Raw genomic sequence first — 20753 nt, 5'->3', positions numbered from 1 at the left:
TTCGCGATCACAATCGTGCAATCGTCATGGGACCGAGATCAGGTTGTCTGAGCCTTCCGCCGGCGCACCGCCAGCGCCGTCGCGGCGTGCCGCGGCTTCCAGCATCGGTTCGCCGTGATCGACTGGCGCTCAAGGCGGGTGCTCGCCTGGCGGCAACCGCGCCAGTGTGCTGCGCAGAGCCAGGCGGCGATGCTCAGTCGGGGATCGTCCAGGCGCGTTGCACCAGCCAGCGCCGCATCAGGGGTACGCGCAGCCGGCAGGCACCGTCGTCGTCGAGCACGAGCAGGCGGCGGCGCAGCGAGGCGTAGACGTGCGCATCGGTCGGCGGCGGCTGCCGTTCGCTGCGCACGAATCCGCGCAGGTACTGCCATTCGCCGGGCTGCTGGCACTCGCGCCAGAGCAGTTCCTGCAGCACCGTCGTGCCGCGCACGACTGCTTGCGCAAAGGATTCTTCGAGCAGCGCCGCGTCTGCCGTGCGCTGACCGCGGTCGTTGGCCAGGTCGACCGCAGTTTCGGCGAGCAATTGCACCAGGTGCGGCCAGCCGCCGGCTTCGCGGTGGATGCGGTCGATCCCGTCGGCGCCCCAGAAATCGGCGGCGAAGCGCGGTCGCTGGCGCCCCGGCTGCTGGTAGTAACGCGAGTGGCGCAGCGGATCGCTGAGCAGCATGGTCGTTTCCTCGCTGGTGAACAGCGCTACCTCGAGCGTGCGCGCGCTGACCAGGTACGAAGTCCATGCCGCGTTCGGCAGTTCGGCGATTTCGTGGCTGCCGGCGAACAGCCAGGTGATCCGGCGGTGCGACTGGATCGACTCGCGCAAGGTGTCGAGCAGCGCTGACGGCAAGACGCCTTCGCCGATTTTCTGGTCGAGCATTTCGTACTCGTCGAGGGCGATCAGCAGCCGTCCTTGCTCGGCCGCCAGCCGGCGGTCGATGTCGGCGAAAAAGGCGAACGCCGTCGACAGATCGTAGCGCGCCGGCGCCGGCGGGGCGCTGCTCGCCAAGACCTCGCGGCAGCGCGCGACCAGGAGTTCGAGCAGCGAGGCGAGCGAAGCGAAGGCGCGCGGCTGCTGCAGCGAGATATGGACGGTGCGCACCGTCGCCGGCAGGAAGCCCGGCAGATTGACGAGCACCGTCGACTTCCCGGTGCGGCGGCGGCCGTACAGGACGATTCCCGGGCAGCCGGTGCTCAGCATCACCTGCCGCTCGAGTTCGCCGATCACCGGCAGGCGGCTGACGAAGGCTTCCTGGTCGCGGTCGACCGGGTCGCCGGCGCGGAAGACCTGCGGCGTCGGCTCGCGCGCGCGACAGCGCTCAACCTCGTCGCGTTGGCGCTGCGCAATCGCCAGCCAGTTGGCCGCCGCCGGCTGCAACTCGCTGGCCAGCGGCTCGTGCAGTCCGGCGATGCGATGGCCGAAATGCGCGATGCGTTCGACCAGCAGCTCGGCGAGCGGGGCGCGAAAGAGCGGCCGGTCGGCGCTGTCGAGCTGCCGTTGAACGGCCGAGATTTCGCCGATCCACTGTTTGACGCGGGCGGTTTCGGCGAGAAAGCCACGCTCGCCCTCCGGCAACGGCGCGGCCAGCGCATCCAGCGACGCCAGCGACGGCGCGCCGGCGGCCGCGCGCACGACGAGGCGCGTGCGGGCGCGCAAGGCCGATGGGCGCTGACTGGGGTAGTCGCTGATCAGCCGCTCGATTTCGGCCAGCGCCGCCGTCCGATCGTGTTCGGCGTAGGCGACGAGCAGTCGGTCGAGGCGGGCGAACGGCAGGCTGCAAAGATCGTCCCAGGCGACCGGATGCCAAGGGTAGGCACGACCGTTCACCCGCGGCCAAACGAAAAGCCAGGCGTAGAGGTGGTAGTAGGGGCGGAGAAGGGCGATCCCGAAGGCGATCCCTTCGGCGATCCCGAGGGCGATCCCTACGGCGATCCCTTGCACCGCATGATACGCCAGCGCAGCAAAACCGCTGCGCCCGAGATCGATGGCGCCGAGCGCGTGCAACAGCAAGCGCCCGCCGATCGCCAGCACGACGACGTAGGGAAGCGCATGCAGGAACACGCAGACGCCGACGAGCAGACGCTGCCGATGGCTGGCCAGACCGCCGAGCGCCTCCTGAAAGCGCTTTGGTCGCCGGTAGAGCAGCGCCAGCCACCACAGCGCGGCGCGGTGGTCGAAGGCGCGCAGGTCGGCGAGCGCCCGCCGATCGTCTGGCGGGTCGCTCATCGTCCCGGGAGTTCGACGGTCTGCATGTCGATCGCCGACAGCGGGTGCGCGCGCGGCAGCAGCGTGGCGAATGGCGTGTGCGAATGGACGAGCAGCACCAGACGGCGGCTTTCCATCAGGTGGTAGCGCAAGGCAGAGAAGAGGTCTACGCCGTACTGCGGGCGGTGCGCGACGAGATCGAAGTGCTCGATTACCAGCTACGACTTTTCCCGCGCGGCGATCTGCCGGTCGAATTCGGCGAGGTCGTCGGGCTCGGGTGGAATCGGCAGCGAAGCCCCGTGCAGCTCGGCGAGCAGCTCGCCGATCAGTCCCCGCCGCGAGGCGGTCAATCCGCGCTGGAGGTCGACTCGCGCCAAACGGCGCCCCTCGCTGGCCAGGTCGTCGCGTAGTTGGTCAAACAGCGGCCGCCAACGCGCGCCGGCGCCGACGACCACATTCACCGATTGCCCGCGCGACAGGTGGCGGCGCAGCTCGCTGCGTGCTTGCAGCCAGGCCGGCGCGTCGCCGCCGAGGTCGGCGCCGCTTGCCTGCAGCAGCCGTTCCCATTGCGCGACTTGTGACGCGCCGTCGTCGGTCAGGTCGATGTGCAACGGCCCGCCGGCGACGATCTCGGGGGGCAGTGGGCAGGCCACGCGGCGCAGCGGGATCACGCGCCCGTCGCGGAAGTCCGGGTCGCGTGCGATCGCGCGGCGCATTTCGTGTTGGCAGCAGGCGCTGGCCAGGTACTCGGGTGAAAGCACGAGCAGCGTTTTCGCCGCGGCGTCCTGCCACTCGTCCATCTGGCCGACGACCGCGCGACCGGCAGCGAAGCGTTCGCGGTCGACGATCACCTGTGCGCCGCCGCCACGCAGCGCGGGCAGCAGACGTTCGAACACCCAGTCGCTCTGGGCGTGTGCATAGCTGAGAAAGATGCTGTCGGCAGCCATTCCGTTTCCCCCTTGCGTCACCCCGCATTTCCCCACGCCGACCGCCGTCCCGATGAAGATCGGGGACGGCACGCAGGGCTGAGCCGGTCATGTCCACGCTCGCCGTTCGCGACGCTGGCGGGCACCGGCTGCCGGCCTCGGCGACTCGCCCCGGCAAGCCGAGGCCGGACCACCACGGCTGCCCAATCGCCAGGAATAAACCGGGTCTTCGTTTGCCGGATGTTCGTTTCCGGCGCGCCCGGGGAAGTCAAGCGTGCGTGCCATGCGGAGAGAAAAATCAACCGCAGTGACTCAAGTATCTCTGCCGCTGCCGCCCATCATCAAGCCCGGAAGACGGCGAGGGGCGCGAGGAAAGCGATGGAAGCGATGGAAGCGAGGCACGCGAGGGACACGGCGAGGCCTTGGGCCAGGATGTGGTCGTTGCCGGCGGCACGCAGAGCACAGCCTCTTCGGCGGTTTGCCCAGCCGTTCGGTCGGCCGCGCACCGCACACCGCACACCGCACACCGCACACCGCACACCGCACACCGCGCACCGCGCACCGCGCACGGCGTTCCGCGTTCCGCGCTTGCGCTCGGCAAGGGAAATGGCCATGCTGCGCGCTGACGTGCGCGCGACGGTTCGGCCAAGGGGGAGCAGGCATGGCAGAGGAAAGCAGGCAGCTCGATACGGCGGTGGAGCCGGCGCCGATACGCTTCGGCAATGGAACGATCATCGAGGGACTCGGCGGCAACGGCTGGGTGCACCAGCGGCGCCCGGAGAGCGGAGCGCTGCGCTCGGCGGCCGTTCCGGCGCAGGCCGATAGCGCGGTGAGCTTCACGCGTGCGCTGAAGGAACTCGGCATTCGTGAGCAGGAAACGATCAGCCTCGAAGCGAGCGAGCTGCGCGCCGGCGCCGACGACCGGCTGACGCTGCGCCCGGCGATCCCCGCAGGCGATGCGGCGCCGCGCGTCGTCCTTTATCAGGACGAATCGGGCGGCGTCAGTTGGCACTTGGCGACGGCAGCCGAATCGCCCGCGCGCGCTCCTTGGCGCAGGCCGGCGCCGCCGGTTTTCGTCATCCCCTTGCGCAGCGCGCCGGCGCGCGGCAGCCTGCGCGGTGGACTGCCGCGACGCAGCCTGCGCGGGCCGTTGACCACCGTCGGGCGCAAGATTTTCAAGGTGCTGATCGTGCCCGCGCTGTCGGCCTTGCTCGGTGATCCGCTGCGCTGGTTCGCGGAGAAAGTCGAGCAGCGCCATCGTCCGCAATTCCTCTGGCAGCCGACGCCCGACAACTACCGTCGGCCGCCGGCGGCAAACGAAGCGAGCGTCGACTGGTCGCGCCTGCGCGCCGGGCCGGTGTTGCTGCTGGTGCACGGCATCTTCAGCTCGGTCGAAGGCATGCTCTCGGCTTTGCCGCGCAGTGCGCTGCAAAGCTGGTACGAGCGCTACGACGGCCGCCTGCTGGCGTTCAACCACCCGACGGTGAGCGTTTCGCCCGAGGACAACGCGCGCCAACTGCTGCAGATGATCGCACGCCAGGCGCCGAACGAAGCGCTGGTCTTCGACATCGTCTGCCACAGTCGCGGCGGCATCGTCGCGCGCACGCTCGCCGAACGCGGCGCTGAACTGCTGCCCGCCAGCACCTGCCGCTGGCGCAGCGTCTATTTTGCCGCGACGCCGAACGCCGGCTCGCCGCTCGGTGACGCCGCACACCTGCGCGAGCTGATCGACCTCTACAGCAACCTGCTCACCGCTTTCCCGGACGAACCGGCGACCTACTCGGCCGAAGTCCTGCTCGGCCTGGTGACGCTCGCCGTGTACGCGATCACCGACGAGCTGCCGGGAATCGCCGCGCTCGGCATGCAGCGCGGCTACATCGTCGATACGCTGAACCGCAATGCGCAGCGCAGCCCGGCGCTCTACAGTGCCGCTGCCGCCGACTTCGCAGCGCAGCCGGGGCGCGACAACGGCTGGCTGATCGATCGCTTTGCCGGCGTCGCCGACGCGCTGGTCGATCGCGTGTTCACCGTCGACGGCAAGGCGCTGGCCAACGACCTCGTCGTGCCGACCGACGGCGTTTTCGCGGCGAATGGCCACCCCTCGTTTCCGATTGCCGACGCGCTGCGCTACGCCGCTGCCGACGGCGTCTGGCACACCGCGTTCTTCGCCGAGCCGCGCACGCTGGCGCATATCGAGGCGCATTTCGAGCGCGTGCGGCAGGCGGCGCTGGCCCGCCGCCCGGCCTTTCGCGGCCCGCCCCCCCAGCCCCCGCGCGGCGCGGGGCACGCGCACGATACGCGCGACGCTGCCGCCTGGCGCGCCGCGCCGGGCGGGCGCGAGGATACGGTGTGCCGCGAACCCGCAGTCGATTTCTGTGAGCGGCTCGCCGCCGGCGCCAGCGCCGACCTCGTCGTCCGTCTCGAACTGCCGGCGAACAGCGTGCCGGCGGCCGGGAGAATGGCGCTCGCCTTCGCCGCCGGCAGCGACGAGATCGAACTCGTCACCGAAGTCAGCGCACCGGGATTTTCCATCGCCGGCGCGCGGCACGCGACGCTGCGCCTGCTGCGCGAGCGCGACGCCGCATGCGAAACCGCGCGCTTTCGGCTGACCGCGCTCGACCCGGGCAGCGCGCCGGTCGAGCGGACGATCGCCGTCTCGTTCTTTCGCGGCAACGACTGCGTCGGCGGCGTCACGCAGCGCACGCTGGTCGTCCCGGCGGATGACACGCATCGTGCGCACGATGCGCATGGCAGCCCCGCCGCGCACGATGCGCGTGCTGCGCCGCAAGCCGCGGCGGAGCGTCCGGCGCGGCGCAGCACGCTTCGCCTGGCGCGGCAGCCACGCCAGGCAGCCGACCTGGTCGTCATCCTGCGCCGGCCGCAGATCGGCTGCGAGGTGTTCACGCTCACTCTGCGCTGCCAGATTCCCGGCGCCGAGTACGAAGCGCGCGACTTCGGCAGTTTCGATCTCGACGGCCAGGAACTGGCGAGCTACCTCGCGCAGGCGCTCGACCCGAGCTTCGCGCGCTTCCCCGACGACGGCTTGTCCGCTGCCGCCTACGATGCCGCCGTCGCCGCCTGGAACGAAGCCTTTCTGACGACGCTCGCCGACCTCGGCAAGCAGCTCTGGCTGCATCTGCCGCAAGCCTTCCGCGACGAGTACCTGCGGCTGATGGCGCTCGACGAGCCGCCGCGCTCGCTGTCCATTTTCGCTGACGAATTATCGTTTCCCTGGGAGCTGATCCGCCCGAGCGGTACGATCGACGGCCGCTTCGTCGAACTGCCGCCGCTCGGCAGCGCGCATCTGCTCGGCCGCTGGCTGCCGGCGACCGCTGCCCGCCCGCAGCCGCAGGCGCTGCCGGTGGCGCGCATGGCGATCGTCGTCCCGGCGGCGAGCGACAGCGGCCTGCCCTGCGCCGCCGACGAGTTGCAGCAACTGCGCGCGCTGCTGCCCTGCGCGCAGCCGCTGACACCGGCGACGCGCCGGCGGCTCGACGAGCTGCTGCGCGACGGCGACGCGCAATTGGTGCATTTCTCCGGCCACGGCGAAGCTGGCGCCAACGCCGACCTGGCGGCGCTCGCGCTCGAGGGCGGCGAGTCGATCCCGGCGATGGCCTTCGCCTCCAGCCGCCTGGGCCATACGCGGCAGCCGCTGCTCTTCCTCAACGCGTGCACCGTCGGCCGCGGCGGGCGCGTTCTCGGGCGCGCCGGCGGTTTTGCCGGCAACTGCATCGCCAGCGGCTGGAGCGGTGTCGTCGCGCCGTACTGGCCGGTGCTCGACGCCAAGGCCGCCACCTTCGGCGTTGCTTTCTACCGCAAGCTCAAGGCCGGCTACAGCGTCGGCGAAGCACTCGTCGAACGGCGCCGCGCGGCGAGCGACGACCCGACAGCGCTCGCCTACGCCTACTTCGGCGACCCGTACGCGCGCCTGCTGTTCGATTGACGGGCGGCTGACGAGCAGCGAGAAAAAAAACGCGGCGCGGCGCGCTGCGCGCGCCGCGCGATCCTCGCCTTGCGATTGCGCATCCCCCCGGTTCCTTCGTCGGCCATCGCCCGCACGGCGTCTCACCCGCAAGCTCAACCCGGCCGCCGGGTAGCCGTCCGTCCCGGCCGACTACCCGGGGTGCCGGCTCCGCCGGCACTTACTCCCCGGCCTATTGGGCCGGCTCCGCCGGCCCCCGGTGACCTAGGGCGAGCCGGAACCCGACGAACTGGTAGCGGTAGCCAGGCCCGAACGCGTAACGGTAGGCGGAACGCACGCCCCGGCCGAAGTTGCGCCACGAGCCGCCGCGCACCACGCGGGAATCGCCGCTCTCCGGCCCGCGGGGATCGCTTCCCGGCGAGCGCGCGTAATAGCCGGCATCGTACCAATCGGCCACCCACTCCAAGACGTTGCCGGCCATGTCGTGGCAAGCATACGGGCTGACGCCTCTCGGGTAGCTGCCGACGGGCGTCGTTCCCCGCCGCGTCGCGTTGCAGCGGTTGCCATCCCAGACGTTGCCCCACGGCCAGATACGGCCATCGCTGCCGCGCGCCGCTTTCTCCCACTGCGCTTCGCTCGGCAAGTGCTTGCCGCACCATTCTGCATAGGCGAGCGCGTCGTTCCAGGTGACGTTGACCACCGGATGCTGCTCGCGGCCGGAGCCAGCCGCCTCGCGCCATTCGCCCTGCGCGCGGTAGCCGGTGGCTTCGACGAAGCTCGCGTACTGCGCGTTGGTCACCGGGTAGCGGTCGATCCAGTACTCGGAAAGGCGGAGTCGATGGCGCGGCTTTTCGTCAGCATAGCCATCGTCGCTGCCCATCCAGAAATCGCCGGCGGGAACGTAGGCGAGCGGCTGCCCGAGTCTTTCGAGCAGCGCCAGGATGCGCGTGCGCTGGGCCCCGGCCGCTCGCGGCAGACCCGCGTGCAGCAGGCGCAGCGCCCGCCCGAGGTCGGCGAACAGCGTCTCTTGCGTCGCCGGGTCGCCGGCACGGGCAAGCGCCAGCAGCGCCGAACGCGCGAGGTCCGGGCGATCGGCGTCGGCCAGCGCAGCAAGCAGGATCGCGTTCGCTTGCCGGCCGCTCAGCTCGGTCAATTCGGCAAGTGCGTCGGCCGCCGCCTGGCGGCCCGCCGCGTCGTCGTGCAGGCGCTCGCCCAGATCGGCGATGATCGCCTGCGCGGTGGCCGCGAACTCGCTCGTCCCCGGATCGCGCGCGTCGGCCAGGCAGCCGGCGGCGAGCAGCAGATCGGCGCGCTGCAGCGCAGCGAGCAGTTGCGGCGCTCGCGGCGCCATCGCCACGTACAGTCGGATGACCTCGCGCCACCACGCTTCGCCGACTTGCGCCAGCAACTCGTCGCCGGCGTCGCGGGCGAGGAAATCGCACGCGGCGAAGTACTCCTGAAACGAGAGATGGACGAAATCGTAGGCCGAGCGCGACTTGCGGCGCAGCAGCCCGCTGTGCGCGAGAATCTCGTCGAGGAGCGCCTGGGCGTCGCTGACGGCGACGGTCGCCGGCGGGCCGCCGATCATGACGTGCGCCGGCGTGGCGCCGATCGTAACGCGCGCCGGCGTGCCGCCGATTGTAACGGGCGCCGGCGTGCCGCCGGCTTGGGCAAGCGCTGCGCACAGATCGTCCACTTCGAAGACGCGCGCGCCCTTGCGCTGCAGGTGCGCGGCCAGCGCCAGCAGCGCGTGCCGCTTCTGCTCGCGGCTGAAGCGCGCCGCACGTTCGACGCCGCGCCGCTGGTCCCAGAGTTCGTCGAGCAGTTCGACGCACTGTTCGTACAAGTCGACGCGCTGCGCGGGCAAACGCCAGTTCTTTTCGTAGAGCAGGCTGATCAGCGAGACCAGCAAGGGGTTGGCCGCCAGCAAGGCGAGTCGCGGGTTGCTGTCGAGCGCGGAGTTCAATCCGGCGGCGCCGTCGGTCGGCGCTGCCGCGCTCGCCGGCTCGCCGGCAGCGAACCAGGCGGCGACGAAGCGCCGCACCTGCGCCGAATCGAAAGGCTGCACTTCGAGCGGCAGAAACGCTTCGAGCGCGTGCCGGTAGCCCGCGCTGCGCGAACTGACGACGATCTGGTTCTGCGCACCGCAAGTCTTGCGCAGGCGAGCGATCTCGGCGAGTACGCGGCGATGCGCGGCGGGATCGACCACCTCGTCGAGCGCGTCGAGCAGCAGCACGCATTCGCCACGCGCCAGCTTGCGCGCCAGGAAATCCGGCGCCGCCGGAACTCCGGCAAGCCCGGGCACCTCGGCCAGGTGGGCGAGCAGCGGCCGGCCATCGGCGCTGGCGTTGTTCAGCGTCAGATACACCGGCAGCGGATAGCGCGTCACGCGCTGCAAGCCGGCGCGCAGAGCAGCCAGCGGCAGCCTGACCCAGTCAGGAAACGAGACAATCGCCCACGCGATGCCGACCAGCGCCAGCGGCCAACGCCCGACGAGTCCGGGTTGCAGCACTCCAGCCCAGAGCATGACGCCGGCGACAAGCAGCGACGCAGTCGCCATGACACGTCTTGAAGGGTATCGAAACACCAGAAAAAACAAGCTGCCGAACAGCGCCAGCCAGGCGAGAAGCGCCAGCCACGGCAGCGGCGAGAAGAACACCTGGACGAAGCAGACGAGCAGCGCGGCGACGCTGCACCAGAACCCGGCCCAGAAGAGGTTGGCGCCGGACAGCGCGCGGCAGACGCGGGCCAGTGTCAACGCGCCGCGGCGCGGCACGCGCGCGCGGGCGAAGTCGGCCAGCGACGGGTCGCGACGCGCGAGTTGCAGCGCCAGGTGGCGCAGCAGCGTCGTTTTCCCCGATCCCGGGTCGCCGAGCACGAGCAGCGACGGCGCGAGCGACAAGGCCGTCGGCACGTCGACCGGCGTTCCGGCGGGCGGCAAGGCGGGCGCCTCGCCGTCGGCGGATGCCGTCGGCTCGTCCGGCAGCAGCTCGCGCGGCGCGTAGTCGCCGACCTGCAGCCCGACGTAGATTTTCTCCAGCGCCAGCGCCTTGACGCCGAGGAAGGTGAATTTCGCCATCTCGTCGGCGACCCGGCGCCGGTAACGCCGCGTGTAGCGGCGGTCGAACAACCAGCTTTTCAGGCGCTCCCAGGTACTCGCCCGGGGGAGCGGCGCGGCTGCGACGGCTGCGACGGCTGGGGCGGCCGGCGTTGCCGCTGGCGTCGGCGTTGCCGGCACCGGTTGGGCAAATGGTAGCGCCGGCGCTGGCGCAGCAGCCGGCGCTGGCGCGGGCCAGGGAAGCGGCCGGATCGCGCAGCGCGTCGGGTCGGCGGCGACGGCGAGATCGACCGCGTAGCACAGCGTGCCCGCCGCAATTTGTTCGCGGCCGTCGCGGCACGCCGCCGGAAAGCCGCTGCCGCGCGCGAAGCCGGTGACGTCGACCAGCAACAGCGTTCCGGCGTCGACCTGGCGCAGCAGCGCTTCGGCGTCGGTGAGCAGCACGGCCGTGTCCGGGTCGCCGTCGGCCAGGCGGCAGGCGACCAGCGCGTGCCCGAGGCCCGCACTGCCGGCGGTCAGTACGAACAGCGCGCGCAGTCCGCAGGCGACGAGCGCGCTGCACAGCAGCAGCGAGAAATCGACGCAGGTCGCGCCGCGCGCAATCGCCGCGGGCAGGCGTATCCGCTGGCTGCGCGGTTCCAGGCTGAGGCGCTCGACATCGTGCTGCACCTCCCGGTAGACGCGGTGCAGCGCCATGAACAGCGAGTGTACGACCGCCTTGCGCTCTTCGGGCGAGCCGCGCACCGCTTCGTCGAGCGAGGCGCGCGGCTTGCCGAGCACGTCGCCGAGAATGCGCATTGCTTCGTCCTTGATCAGCTCGACCTGCGGATGCTCGGCGCAAAGCAAGGCCGCCACCGCCGCCGGCAGCGGCGGCTGACCCTGCCACGTGGCTTCGCTGCGCGCGTGCTGCGCTGTTCCGCCACCGGGAAAATCGATCGTCGCCTGCGCCAGATCGAGCCGCGGATCGAGCGCGAACGCCGCGCGCTCATCGTCGTAACGCAGGCCCGGAACCCATTCATCCGGCGGCAGCAAGGTCAGCGGGCACAGCCCGGCGCGCAGCGCGCTACCGACCAGCGGCCCATCGCTGGCGCGCAGCGTCAGATGGAGCGAGGTTTCCTCGTCGCGGGTCAACTGCGCCGCGCGCGCGAAATCGCGCCGCACCCACGGCAGGCGCGCCGCGTCGAGTTCCAGCGTCTCGCCCGGTGCCAGCTCGCGCAAGGCGATCGCTCCCGAGTCGAGAAACCCTGGCAGCTCGATGCGCAAAGCGCAGCCGGCGACCGCCGCTGCCCCGCAATTTTCGACCGCCAGCCGCCAGATCAGCGGCACACCGGCGCGCAGCAGCGACCAGTTCAGCCTGGGCAGATAAGCAATCGTCACGCGCAAGCAGCACGCCCGCCTCGATAAGTCGGCCTCCACTCGCTCCCCTGCTCATTACTGGACTGGACGAAATACCCCGCCCGCGATGATACGCGACTGGTCGAGCGCTTACGCGGTTCTGAGGTAGGCGATAGGGAATAGGCAACAGGCGGCAGGCGGCAGGCGGCAGGCGGCAGGCGACAGGCGACAGGCGACAGGCGACAGGCGACAGGCGACAGGCGGCAGGCGGCAGGCGGCAGGCGGGACGCCCGCTGGCAGCGCGGCCACACGGGCGAGGCGAGCAATGCCCGGCGCGACCGTTGCCGAGCGGTCGCAGCCTCGCAAGGCGAGGCGGAGGAGAGTGGGAAGCGGGGGGAAGCGGGCGACGCTACGCCTGAGACCGGTCGGTCGGCGCAGCGATCAGCGTTCGCTCAGGAATCACGCAGTAGCGCCCGGAGACGCGCCAGTTCGGCCAAGGCCGCTTCCTTCTCCTGCACGGCGGCTTCCCTGGCAGCACGTTCGCGCGCGCTCTCGATGCGCAGCGTTTCCGCTTCGGCCTGCAGCGCCTCGTTCTCGGTGAGCAAGGTCCCTTTCTCCGTGCGCAGCGTCTCCGTTTGCGTGCGCAGCACATCTTTCTCTGTCAGCAGCGCATCTTTCTCCGTGCGCAGCGTCGCGCTTTCCGTTTGCAGCTGCTCCGTCTCCATCTGCAGCCTTTCCGTCTCCGTCTGCAGCCTTTCGGCTTCCATCTGCAGCCTTTCCGCTTCCGCGCGCAAGCGCTCGGCTTCCATCTGGCGCCCTTCCAACTCGCGCTGAATGCAGCGCTGTTCGCGCAGGTAGTTTTGCCGCGCCTGATACGCGTGGTAGGCGCGCTCTTTTTCGGAAAAGGTATTCAGGGTGTCCATGGCTTGCCTCATTTCGTCGGTTTGCATCCACGTCGGCAACTGGGTTTGATCCAGCCGCTGGCCCTCGGTGAAGAATTTCAGCCAGCGCTGCTGCTCGGTTTCGACCCGTTCGGCGACAAACTTGTTCAGTTCGAGCAGCCAGATGCCGCCGTGCTCCAGCAATATCCGGCCGTTCTCGTCGCGCAGGCGGTAGCTGTGGGCGTATGCGGGATCGTCGTGCAGCAGATTCTCGGCCAGCAACCAGATGGCATAGGTGGGACGCAGCGCAGCGTAGTCCTGCCCGCTGCCCAGTTGCGCGCTGTAAAGGTCGGCCCAGGCGTACAGAATACGCGCAGGCAGTTGGGCATAGCTCAAGAGCTGAATCTCGACCTGGTAGATCTGCCCGGCATCGTCGCGCGCCTTGACGTCGACGATGCTCAGCTTGTCGTCGAGGAATTCTCGCTCGTTGTAGGGGTTGAGAATGCTGACCTGGCGGATCGGACCCGGCAGTGCCGCGCCAAGGACCGCGTTGAGAAAGTGGATGAGCAGCCGCCGGTTGCTGTCCGCACCGAGCAGCGCTTTGAAAACACAATCGATCTTCGGGTCAATCGAGTGGCGCATACCTACAGTCTAGCCGATTCGACGCCGCTTTTGGCAGCGAGGCAGCGGCAACGCGGGAAGCGGGTAAACCCGACTGCGACCGCTGCGCCGGCGGCGCGCAATGGGCGCGCAATGACCGTCCCGGCGTCAGCCGGCATCCACCGTGCGGACCCGGCGCCTTCCGGTCGATACCGCCGGGAAACGACGCCGCCGCCGCCCACACGTGCGCGGCGCGTTGCGGGCGGGACTGAAACTGGCCCTGCAAACGCGCGAACGCGCGCGCCGAAAAGGTCATGCCAGCCGGTCTGTGCTATGATTCGGCGCTTGCCGAGCAACACCGGGCGTCGTCCGCACCAGCCATGGCGGCCGGCCGGCGGGGCTCACGCGGTTCATCTGCCAGCCAGTGCGAGTTGCTGGCTTTTTTCGTTTCTTTGCGCTCTTCCTATTTGCAAGGTGCACCATGCCCGTCGTTTCCCTGCCTGACGCTTCGCAGCGAGCCTTTGCGCAGCCGGTCAGCGTCGCCGAGGTTGCCCAGAGCATCGGCGCCGGACTGGCGCGCGCGGCGCTCGCCGGCAAGCTCGATGGGCGTCTGGTCGACACCTCGTATTGCATCGCCAGCGACGCCAGTCTGGCGATCATCACCGACAAGGACCCGGAAGGTCTGGAGATCATCCGGCACTCGACCGCGCACTTGCTGGCCTACGCGGTCAAGGAGCTTTTCCCGACGGCGCAGGTGACGATCGGCCCGGTGATCGAAAACGGCTTCTACTACGACTTCGCCTACGAGCGTCCGTTTACGCCGGACGACCTGGCGGCGATCGAGCAACGCATGCATGAGCTGGCGCGACGCGACCTGCCGGTGCAGCGCGAGGTGTGGGAACGCGATGCGGCGGTCGCTTTCTTCGAGTCGATCGGCGAGCGCTACAAGGCCGAGCTGATCGGCGCCATCCCGGCCGGCGAGGAAGTGTCACTGTATCGCGAAGGCGATTTCGTCGACCTGTGCCGTGGTCCGCATGTCCCCTCGACTGGCCGGCTGAAGGTTTTCAAGCTGATGAAGGTCGCCGGTGCGTATTGGCGCGGTGACCATCGCAACGAACAACTGCAGCGCATCTACGGCACGGCCTGGGCGAAGAAGGAAGACCAGGAAGCGTATCTGCACATGCTGGAAGAGGCCGAGAAGCGCGACCATCGCAAGCTCGGCCGGCAACTCGATCTCTTTCACTTGCAGGACGAAGCGCCGGGGATGGTGTTCTGGCATCCGAAGGGCTGGACGATCTGGCAGGAGGTCGAGCAGTACTTGCGGCGCGTCCTCGCCGCGCACGGTTATCTGGAAGTGAAGACGCCGATGATCGTCGATCGGGTGCTCTGGGAGCGCTCGGGACACTGGCAGAACTACGCCGAGCACATGTTCACGACGGCGGCGGAGAATCGCGATTACGCGATCAAACCGATGAACTGTCCGGGGCATATCCAGATCTTCAATCAGGGTCTGCGCAGCTACCGCGACCTGCCGATGCGGCTGGCGGAATTCGGCTCGTGCCACCGCAACGAGCCGTCCGGCGCCTTGCACGGCGTGATGCGTGTGCGCGCTTTCGTGCAGGATGACGCCCACATTTTTTGTACGGAAGCGCAGGTTCTGCCCGAGACTTCGGCTTTCATCGATCTGTTGCAACAGATCTATGCCGATTTCGGGTTTACCGAGATTCTCGTCAAGCTGTCCACGCGGCCCGACAAGCGCATCGGTTCGGATGAAGTCTGGGACCGGGCGGAGCAGGCACTGGCGCAGGCGCTCGCGGCGAAGCAACTGGACTACGAACTGCAGCCCGGCGAAGGCGCTTTCTACGGACCGAAGATCGAGTTTTCGCTCAAGGACTGCCTCGGGCGCGTCTGGCAATGCGGCACGCTGCAGCTCGATTTCGCCCTGCCCGAGCGGCTCGCCGCGCACTACATCGCGGAGAACAACGAGCGCCTGGTGCCCGTGATGCTGCACCGGGCGATCCTCGGTTCGCTCGAACGCTTCATCGGCATCCTCATCGAACATCATGCCGGTGCCATGCCCTTGTGGCTGGCCCCACAGCAGGCGGTGGTGCTGAATATCTCGGAGCGCCAGGCCGATTATGCCGAGCAGGTGGCGGCCAATCTGCGCGCGGCCGGACTGCGCGTTGCGGCCGATTTGCGCAATGAAAAAATTACCTATAAAATACGAGAGCATAGCTTGAACAAGCTGCCTTACCAGATCGTCGTCGGCGACAAGGAAGTGGCAGCCAATCTGGTAGCCGTGCGTACACGCGGCGGCCGGGACCTCGGCCAGATGTCGATCGAGGCCCTGACCGGGCGACTTCTCGAGGAAGTCGCAACGCGCCGCGCAACGGCCTGACTTTTCTCGAAACAAGGAGCGGAACCATCGCACTGCAAAAGGCGCAACGCGTCAACGAAGAGATCAACGCACCGGAAGTCCGCCTGATCGGAGCCAGCGGCGAACAATTGGGCGTCATGAGTGTCAGGGCAGCACTGGCGTTGGCTGAAGAAGCTGGGGTCGACCTGGTCGAAATTGCGCCGATGGCGCAGCCACCGGTCTGCCGCATCGTCGATTTCGGCAAGTTCAAGTATCAGGAGCAGAAGCGCCAGCATGAGCAGAAGCTCAAGCAGAAGCAGGTGCAGGTCAAGGAAGTCAAGTTCCGTCCGGGGACCGACGAGAACGACTACCAGATCAAGCTACGCAACATGACGCGCTTTCTCGAGGAGGAGGACAAGGTCAAGGTGACCTTGCGCTTCCGTGGCCGCGAGATGGCGCATCAGGATATCGGCATGCGCCAGATCGAGCGAATCAAAGCCGACCTGCAGGAGATCGCGCTGGTCGAGCAGATGCCGAAAATGGAAGGCCGCCAGATGGTCATGGTGCTGACGCCGAACAAGCGACGCTAGTTCGAGCGACAGCGCCGCGACAAGAAGACGCGGCGATAACAAGTGGTGCCGGGTTACAAGCGTTCCCGTCGGGAGCCACCTGGCAGCATGTTCATAAACAGGAGCATTCAATGCCCAAGATGAAAACCAAGACAGGCGCGAAAAAGCGCTTCAAGATCAGTCCGAGCGGGCGTATCAAGCGCTCACACGCGTACAAGCGACACATCCTGACCAAGAAGGACACGAAGACCAAGCGTCAGTTGCGCGGGATGACCGCGGTGCATGACGCGGACAAGGCCGTGGTCCGTTCAATGTTGCCCTACGCCTGAGGAGATAAGAGATGCCCCGAGTAAAACGTGGTGTAACCGCGCACGCGCGCCACAAGAAGATTCTTGCCCTGGCCAAGGGCTTCCGCGGCCGCCGCAACAACGTCTATCGCGTCGCCAAGCAGGCGGTGATGAAAGCCGGGCAGTACGCTTATCGCGACCGCCGGCAACGCAAGCGCCAGTTCCGCAGTCTGTGGATCGCCCGCATCAATGCGGCGGCGCGCGAACTGGGAATGAAGTACAGCACGCTGATGAACGGACTGAAGAAAGCGCAAGTCGAGGTGGACCGCAAGGTGCTCGCCGACCTGGCGGTTTTCGACAAACCAGCCTTTGCCGCGCTGGCGCAGCAGGCGAAAAGCCAGCTCGACTCCTGACCGCGGCGAGTGCCGGCAAAGGAGGCGCAAGCCTCCTTTTTTCAGTAGACCATGCACAATCTCGATCAAATCATCCAGGCCGCGACCAGCGCCTTTGCCGCAACCGACGACCACGCCGCGCTCGAACAGGTGAAGGCCGCCTATCTCGGCAAGAGCGGTCAGATCACCGGGCTGCTCAAGGGCTTGGCGCAGTTGCCGGCGGACGAGCGGAAGACCGCCGGCGCGGCGATCAACCGTGCCAAGGAAGCCGTCGAGTCGGCGCTTGAGGAGCGGCGCGAGGCGATTCGCCGCAAGACGCTGGCGCGCAAGCTGGCGGCCGAGGCGCTCGATGTCACGCTGCCCGGGCGCGGTCAGGCGCGCGGCGGCCTGCATCCGGTAACGCGCACGCTCGAACGGATCGAAGCGCTCTTTCGCTCGATCGGATTCGAGGTGGCCGATGGCCCCGAAATCGAAAGCGACTTCCAGAATTTCACCGCACTGAACACGCCTGAGGACCACCCGGCGCGTTCGATGCACGACACCTTCTATCTACTCGACGAGCGTGGCGAGGTCGCGCCGGGCGTTCTCCTGCGCACGCACACCAGCCCGATCCAGGTGCGTTACATGCAGGCGCACGTCGCCCGCCATGCCGGCCAGGCGCGCATGCCTGAGATCCGCGTGATCGCGCCCGGACGCGTCTATCGGGTCGATTCGGATGCTACCCACTCGCCGATGTTTCATCAGGTCGAGGGGCTGTGGATCGGCGAGAACGTCAGTTTTGCCGACCTGAAGGGCGTGATCGCCGATTTCCTGCGCCGCTTCTTCGAAAACGACGACCTGCGCGTCCGCTTCCGCCCGTCGTTCTTCCCGTTTACCGAACCGTCGGCGGAAATCGACGTGGCCTTCATGAGTGGGCCGCTCGAGGGGCGCTGGCTGGAAATCGCCGGCTGCGGCATGGTGCATCCAAACGTGCTGCGCCATGTCGCGATCGATCCCGAGAACTACATCGGCTTTGCTTTCGGCATGGGGCCGGACCGCCTGACGATGCTGCGCTATGGCGTCAACGACCTGCGCCTGTTCTACGACGGCGACTTGCGCTTTCTGCGCCAGTTCATCTGACGCGCCATCTGACGCGCCTATTCCCGCCCACCTGACGCAATGAAATTCTCGCAATCCTGGTTACGCAGCTTCGTCGATGCCAAGCTCGAGGGAGACGAATTCTCGCATCTGTTGACCATGGCCGGTCTCGAAGTCGAGTCGGAGGAACCGGTTGCACCGCCCTTCAGCGGGGTCGTCGTCGGCCATGTGCAAGCCGTCGACAAGCACCCGGACGCCGATCGTCTGCGCGTCTGCCAAGTCGCGGTCGGCGCCGGCGAACCGCTGTTGATCGTCTGCGGCGCGCCGAACGTCACGCCCGGGATGAAAGTGCCGTGCGCGCTGCCGGGTGCCGAGTTGCCGGGTTCGCTGCGCATCAGGGTGAGTCGGGTGCGTGGTGTCGACTCGCACGGAATGCTCTGCTCGGCGCGCGAACTGGGGATTTCCGAAGACGCTGCCGGCCTTCTCGCTTTACCCGCCGACGCCCCGACGGGCAGCGATGTGCGCCAGTTGCTCGACCTCGACGACCGCCTGCTGACGCTCAAGCTGACGCCGAACCGCGCCGACTGTCTGTCGCTCGAAGGAATTGCGCGCGAAGTTGCGGCGCTCACCGGTCAGCCGCTGCGCTTGCTCGAAGTCGCGCCGGTTGCGGCGAGCATCGCCAGTGCGCGCCAGATCGTGCTCGAAGCACCGGAGGCGTGTCCGCTCTACTGCGGGCGCGTGATCGCCGACGTCGATGCGACGGCGCCGACGCCCGACTGGATGCGTCGGCGCCTCGAACGCTGCGGCCTGCGGTCGATCTCGGCGCTGGTCGACATCACCAACTATGTCATGCTCGAGCTCGGGCAGCCGCTGCATGCCTTCGACAACGCTCGCCTGTGCGGCGCGATTCGGGCGCGCATGGCGCGCCCCGGCGAGCAGCTCAGGCTGCTCAACGAACAGTCGATCACCTTGCACGACGACATCCTGCTGATCGCCGACGATCGCGGCCCGCTGGCGATGGCCGGGATCATGGGCGGCGAGGAGAGCGGCATCACGCACGAGACGCGCGAGCTGTTCCTGGAAGCGGCCTTCTTTGCCCCGTCAGCGATCGCCGGACGGGCGCGCCGCTACGCTTTCGGTTCGGACGCTTCGCATCGCTTCGAACGTGGCGTCGACTTCGGCGGGACGAGCCGCGCGCTCGAACGGGCGACCCGGCTGATTCTCGACATCTGCGGTGGCCACGCCGGTCCGCTCAGCCAGACCACCGCGCGTCTGCCGGAACGTTTGCCGGTGCGCGTGCGCGCCTCGCGCGTGGCGCGCGTTCTCGGTGCGTCGCTCGGCGCTGAACGGGTCGGCGAACTCCTCGCGCGGCTCGGCTTTCCGCTTGCCCGGGAGGGTGAAAGCTTCGTCGTCGTTCCGCCGAGCTATCGTTTCGATCTGGCGATCGAAGAGGACCTGATCGAAGAGATCGCCCGCCTGCAGGGCTACGAACAAATCCCGGCCGCCGCGCCGCGGGCGAGCTTGTCGATGCTGCCGCAGAGCGAAAACACGCGTTCGCTGCCCCGTCTGCGCCAGATTCTGGCCGACTGCGGCTATCAGGAAGTGGTCAACTACGCCTTCGTCGACGAGCGCTGGGAGGTCGATTTCGCCGCCAACGCTGGCGCGATCCGCCTGGCCAACCCGATCGCGGCGCATCTCGGCGTCCTGCGCTCGAGTCTGATCGGCGGCTTGGTGGCGAATGTGGCGACCAACCTGCGGCGCAAGCAGAGCCGAATCCGCCTTTTCGAGAGCGGCCGCTGCTTCTTCCGCGATGACGCCGGCGCGCCGGTGCACGGTTTTCGCCAACCGTGGAAACTCGCCGCTCTCGCCTACGGCAGCGCGCTGCCCGAGCAATGGGCTTGTACGACGCGCAACGTCGATTTCTTCGATCTCAAGGCCGACCTCGAGTTTCTCCTCGCGCCGCTGGTCGCCGAGTTCGCCCCTTGCCCACACCCGGCCCTGCACCCGGGCCGCAGCGCGCGCGTCACGCTCGCCGGCCAGGCGATCGGCTTCATCGGCGAGTTGCACCCGGAATGGCAGCAGAAGTACGAATTGCCGTCGGTTCCGGTCGTTTTCGAAGTCGATCTCCAACCGCTGCTCGCCGCCCGCCTGCCGCAGTTCGGCGAGGTCTCGCGCCAGCCGCCGGTGATCAGGGACCTGGCGATCGTCGTTGATCAGGCGCTCGAAGTTCGTCGTCTGATCGAAGGAATGCGGCTGAACGGTCCACCGATCGTTCAGGAAATCACCCTCTTCGATGTCTACCTTGGCCGGGGAGTCGAAGCGGGCAAGAAAAGCCTTGCCTTCCGCATAGTGATGCAAGATACTGAAAAGACGTTACTGGAAGCCGAAGTCGACGCGGCCGTTCAGCAATTGGTCGCCTACCTGCAGGATGCCTTCGCAGCGCAACTTCGGGTTTGAGAAAGGGGATGGAATGACGCTGACAAAAGCAGAACTGGCCGATTTGCTGTTCGAAAAGGTTGGCCTGAACAAGCGCGAGGCAAAGGACATGGTCGAAGCGTTCTTTGAGGAAATCCGCAACGCCCTCGAACGTGGCGACGGTGTAAAGCTCTCGGGCTTCGGCAACTTCCAGTTGCGTGACAAGCCGCAGCGACCAGGGCGAAATCCGAAGACAGGCGAGGAGATTCCAATCACGGCGCGCCGGGTGGTTACCTTTCATGCCAGCCAGAAGCTGAAGACCGACGTGGAGCACGCCTATCATGGAAGCCAGTCCTAGAGAGCCTGAGACTGAGGTTCTGCCGGCAATTCCCGCCAAGCGCTACTTTACGATCGGCGAGGTCAGCGAGCTGTGCGGCGTCAAGCCGCACGTTCTGCGCTATTGGGAGCAGGAATTCACCCAGCTCAAACCGGTGAAGCGACGCGGCAACCGGCGCTACTATCAGCACCACGAGGTGCTGTTGATTCGCCGGATTCGCGAACTGCTCTACAGCCAGGGGTTCACCATCAGTGGCGCACGCCATCGTCTGGATGAAGTCGACCCCGATTCCGGCGCTGCTCCTGGACTGACGCCCGAGGTCTTGCGCGTCGAACTGCTCGAGATCGTCGACCTGCTGCGCCAGCCGTGAAGCCGGCTGCCGCCGGTTGCCCAGGTAGAGC

The 20753-nt window shown here is 67.9% G+C and carries 13 protein-coding genes; 9 read left to right on the top strand and 4 right to left on the bottom strand.

The window, feature by feature from the left end; genetic code table 11:
• Positions 1 to 193: 193 nt before the first annotated feature.
• Entirely contained in the window at positions 194 to 2218 is a 2025-nt protein-coding gene (locus tag RKP46_RS03080; RefSeq protein WP_311105264.1) for an AAA family ATPase, read from the bottom strand.
• Between the two features lie 197 nt (positions 2219 to 2415).
• Positions 2416 to 3165 carry a toll/interleukin-1 receptor domain-containing protein gene (locus RKP46_RS03075; protein ID WP_311105263.1) on the bottom strand — a complete coding sequence of 250 codons (750 nt, stop codon included), beginning with the start codon at positions 3163 to 3165 and terminating at the stop codon, positions 2416 to 2418.
• 619 nt (positions 3166 to 3784) lie between these two features.
• Between RKP46_RS03075 and RKP46_RS03070 the strand changes: the two genes are divergently transcribed.
• Positions 3785 to 7066 carry a CHAT domain-containing protein gene (locus RKP46_RS03070; protein WP_311105262.1) on the top strand — a complete coding sequence of 1094 codons (3282 nt, stop codon included), beginning with the start codon at positions 3785 to 3787 and terminating at the stop codon, positions 7064 to 7066.
• A gap of 211 nt (positions 7067 to 7277) precedes the next feature.
• On the opposite strand, the gene RKP46_RS03065 is transcribed toward RKP46_RS03070, so the two are convergent.
• Both RKP46_RS03065 and RKP46_RS03060 read right to left on the bottom strand, forming a co-directional pair.
• The gene (locus RKP46_RS03065; protein WP_311105265.1) at positions 7278 to 11480 is read right to left on the bottom strand and encodes an SUMF1/EgtB/PvdO family nonheme iron enzyme; all 4203 of its coding nucleotides are present in this window, start codon (positions 11478 to 11480) and stop codon (positions 7278 to 7280) included.
• Between the two features lie 410 nt (positions 11481 to 11890).
• A complete protein-coding gene (locus RKP46_RS03060; RefSeq protein ID WP_311105261.1) occupies positions 11891 to 12961 on the bottom strand; it encodes an Rpn family recombination-promoting nuclease/putative transposase in 1071 nt (356 codons plus the stop codon).
• Positions 12962 to 13400: 439 nt separating this feature from the next.
• On the opposite strand from RKP46_RS03060, the gene thrS reads away from it, so the two are divergent.
• From thrS to RKP46_RS03020, 8 genes are all read left to right on the top strand, one after another.
• Positions 13401 to 15317, top strand: coding sequence for a threonine--tRNA ligase (gene thrS, locus RKP46_RS03055; RefSeq protein ID WP_311105260.1), 1917 nt, complete (start codon positions 13401 to 13403; stop codon positions 15315 to 15317).
• Positions 15314 to 15865: a translation initiation factor IF-3 gene (gene infC, locus RKP46_RS03050; protein WP_409194017.1), complete on the top strand. Its 552-nt coding sequence runs from the start codon at positions 15314 to 15316 to the stop codon at positions 15863 to 15865. The genes thrS and infC overlap by 4 nt, the downstream gene beginning before the upstream one ends.
• 110 nt (positions 15866 to 15975) lie before the next feature.
• On the top strand, positions 15976 to 16173 hold the full coding sequence (gene rpmI / locus RKP46_RS03045) for a 50S ribosomal protein L35 (RefSeq protein ID WP_300327848.1): 198 nt from the start codon (positions 15976 to 15978) through the stop codon (positions 16171 to 16173).
• An 11-nt stretch (positions 16174 to 16184) separates the two neighbouring features.
• A complete protein-coding gene (gene rplT / locus RKP46_RS03040) occupies positions 16185 to 16544 on the top strand; it encodes a 50S ribosomal protein L20 (RefSeq protein WP_300327846.1) in 360 nt (119 codons plus the stop codon).
• 51 nt (positions 16545 to 16595) lie between these two features.
• Positions 16596 to 17642 carry a phenylalanine--tRNA ligase subunit alpha gene (gene pheS / locus RKP46_RS03035; protein WP_311097988.1) on the top strand — a complete coding sequence of 349 codons (1047 nt, stop codon included), beginning with the start codon at positions 16596 to 16598 and terminating at the stop codon, positions 17640 to 17642.
• Positions 17643 to 17681: 39 nt separating this feature from the next.
• A complete protein-coding gene (pheT, locus tag RKP46_RS03030; RefSeq protein WP_311105259.1) occupies positions 17682 to 20057 on the top strand; it encodes a phenylalanine--tRNA ligase subunit beta in 2376 nt (791 codons plus the stop codon).
• A gap of 13 nt (positions 20058 to 20070) precedes the next feature.
• A complete protein-coding gene (locus RKP46_RS03025) occupies positions 20071 to 20373 on the top strand; it encodes an integration host factor subunit alpha (protein WP_300327856.1) in 303 nt (100 codons plus the stop codon).
• The gene (locus RKP46_RS03020; protein ID WP_311105258.1) at positions 20357 to 20722 is read left to right on the top strand and encodes a MerR family transcriptional regulator; all 366 of its coding nucleotides are present in this window, start codon (positions 20357 to 20359) and stop codon (positions 20720 to 20722) included. Before RKP46_RS03025 ends, RKP46_RS03020 begins: the two co-directional genes overlap by 17 nt.
• Positions 20723 to 20753: the final 31 nt, after the last annotated feature.

The sequence above is a fragment of the Accumulibacter sp. genome (assembly GCF_031732815.1).
Taxonomy (GTDB): domain Bacteria; phylum Pseudomonadota; class Gammaproteobacteria; order Burkholderiales; family Rhodocyclaceae; genus Accumulibacter.
Note: the sequence above shows the minus strand (reverse complement) of the source record. Positions and strands in the feature narration are given on the sequence as shown.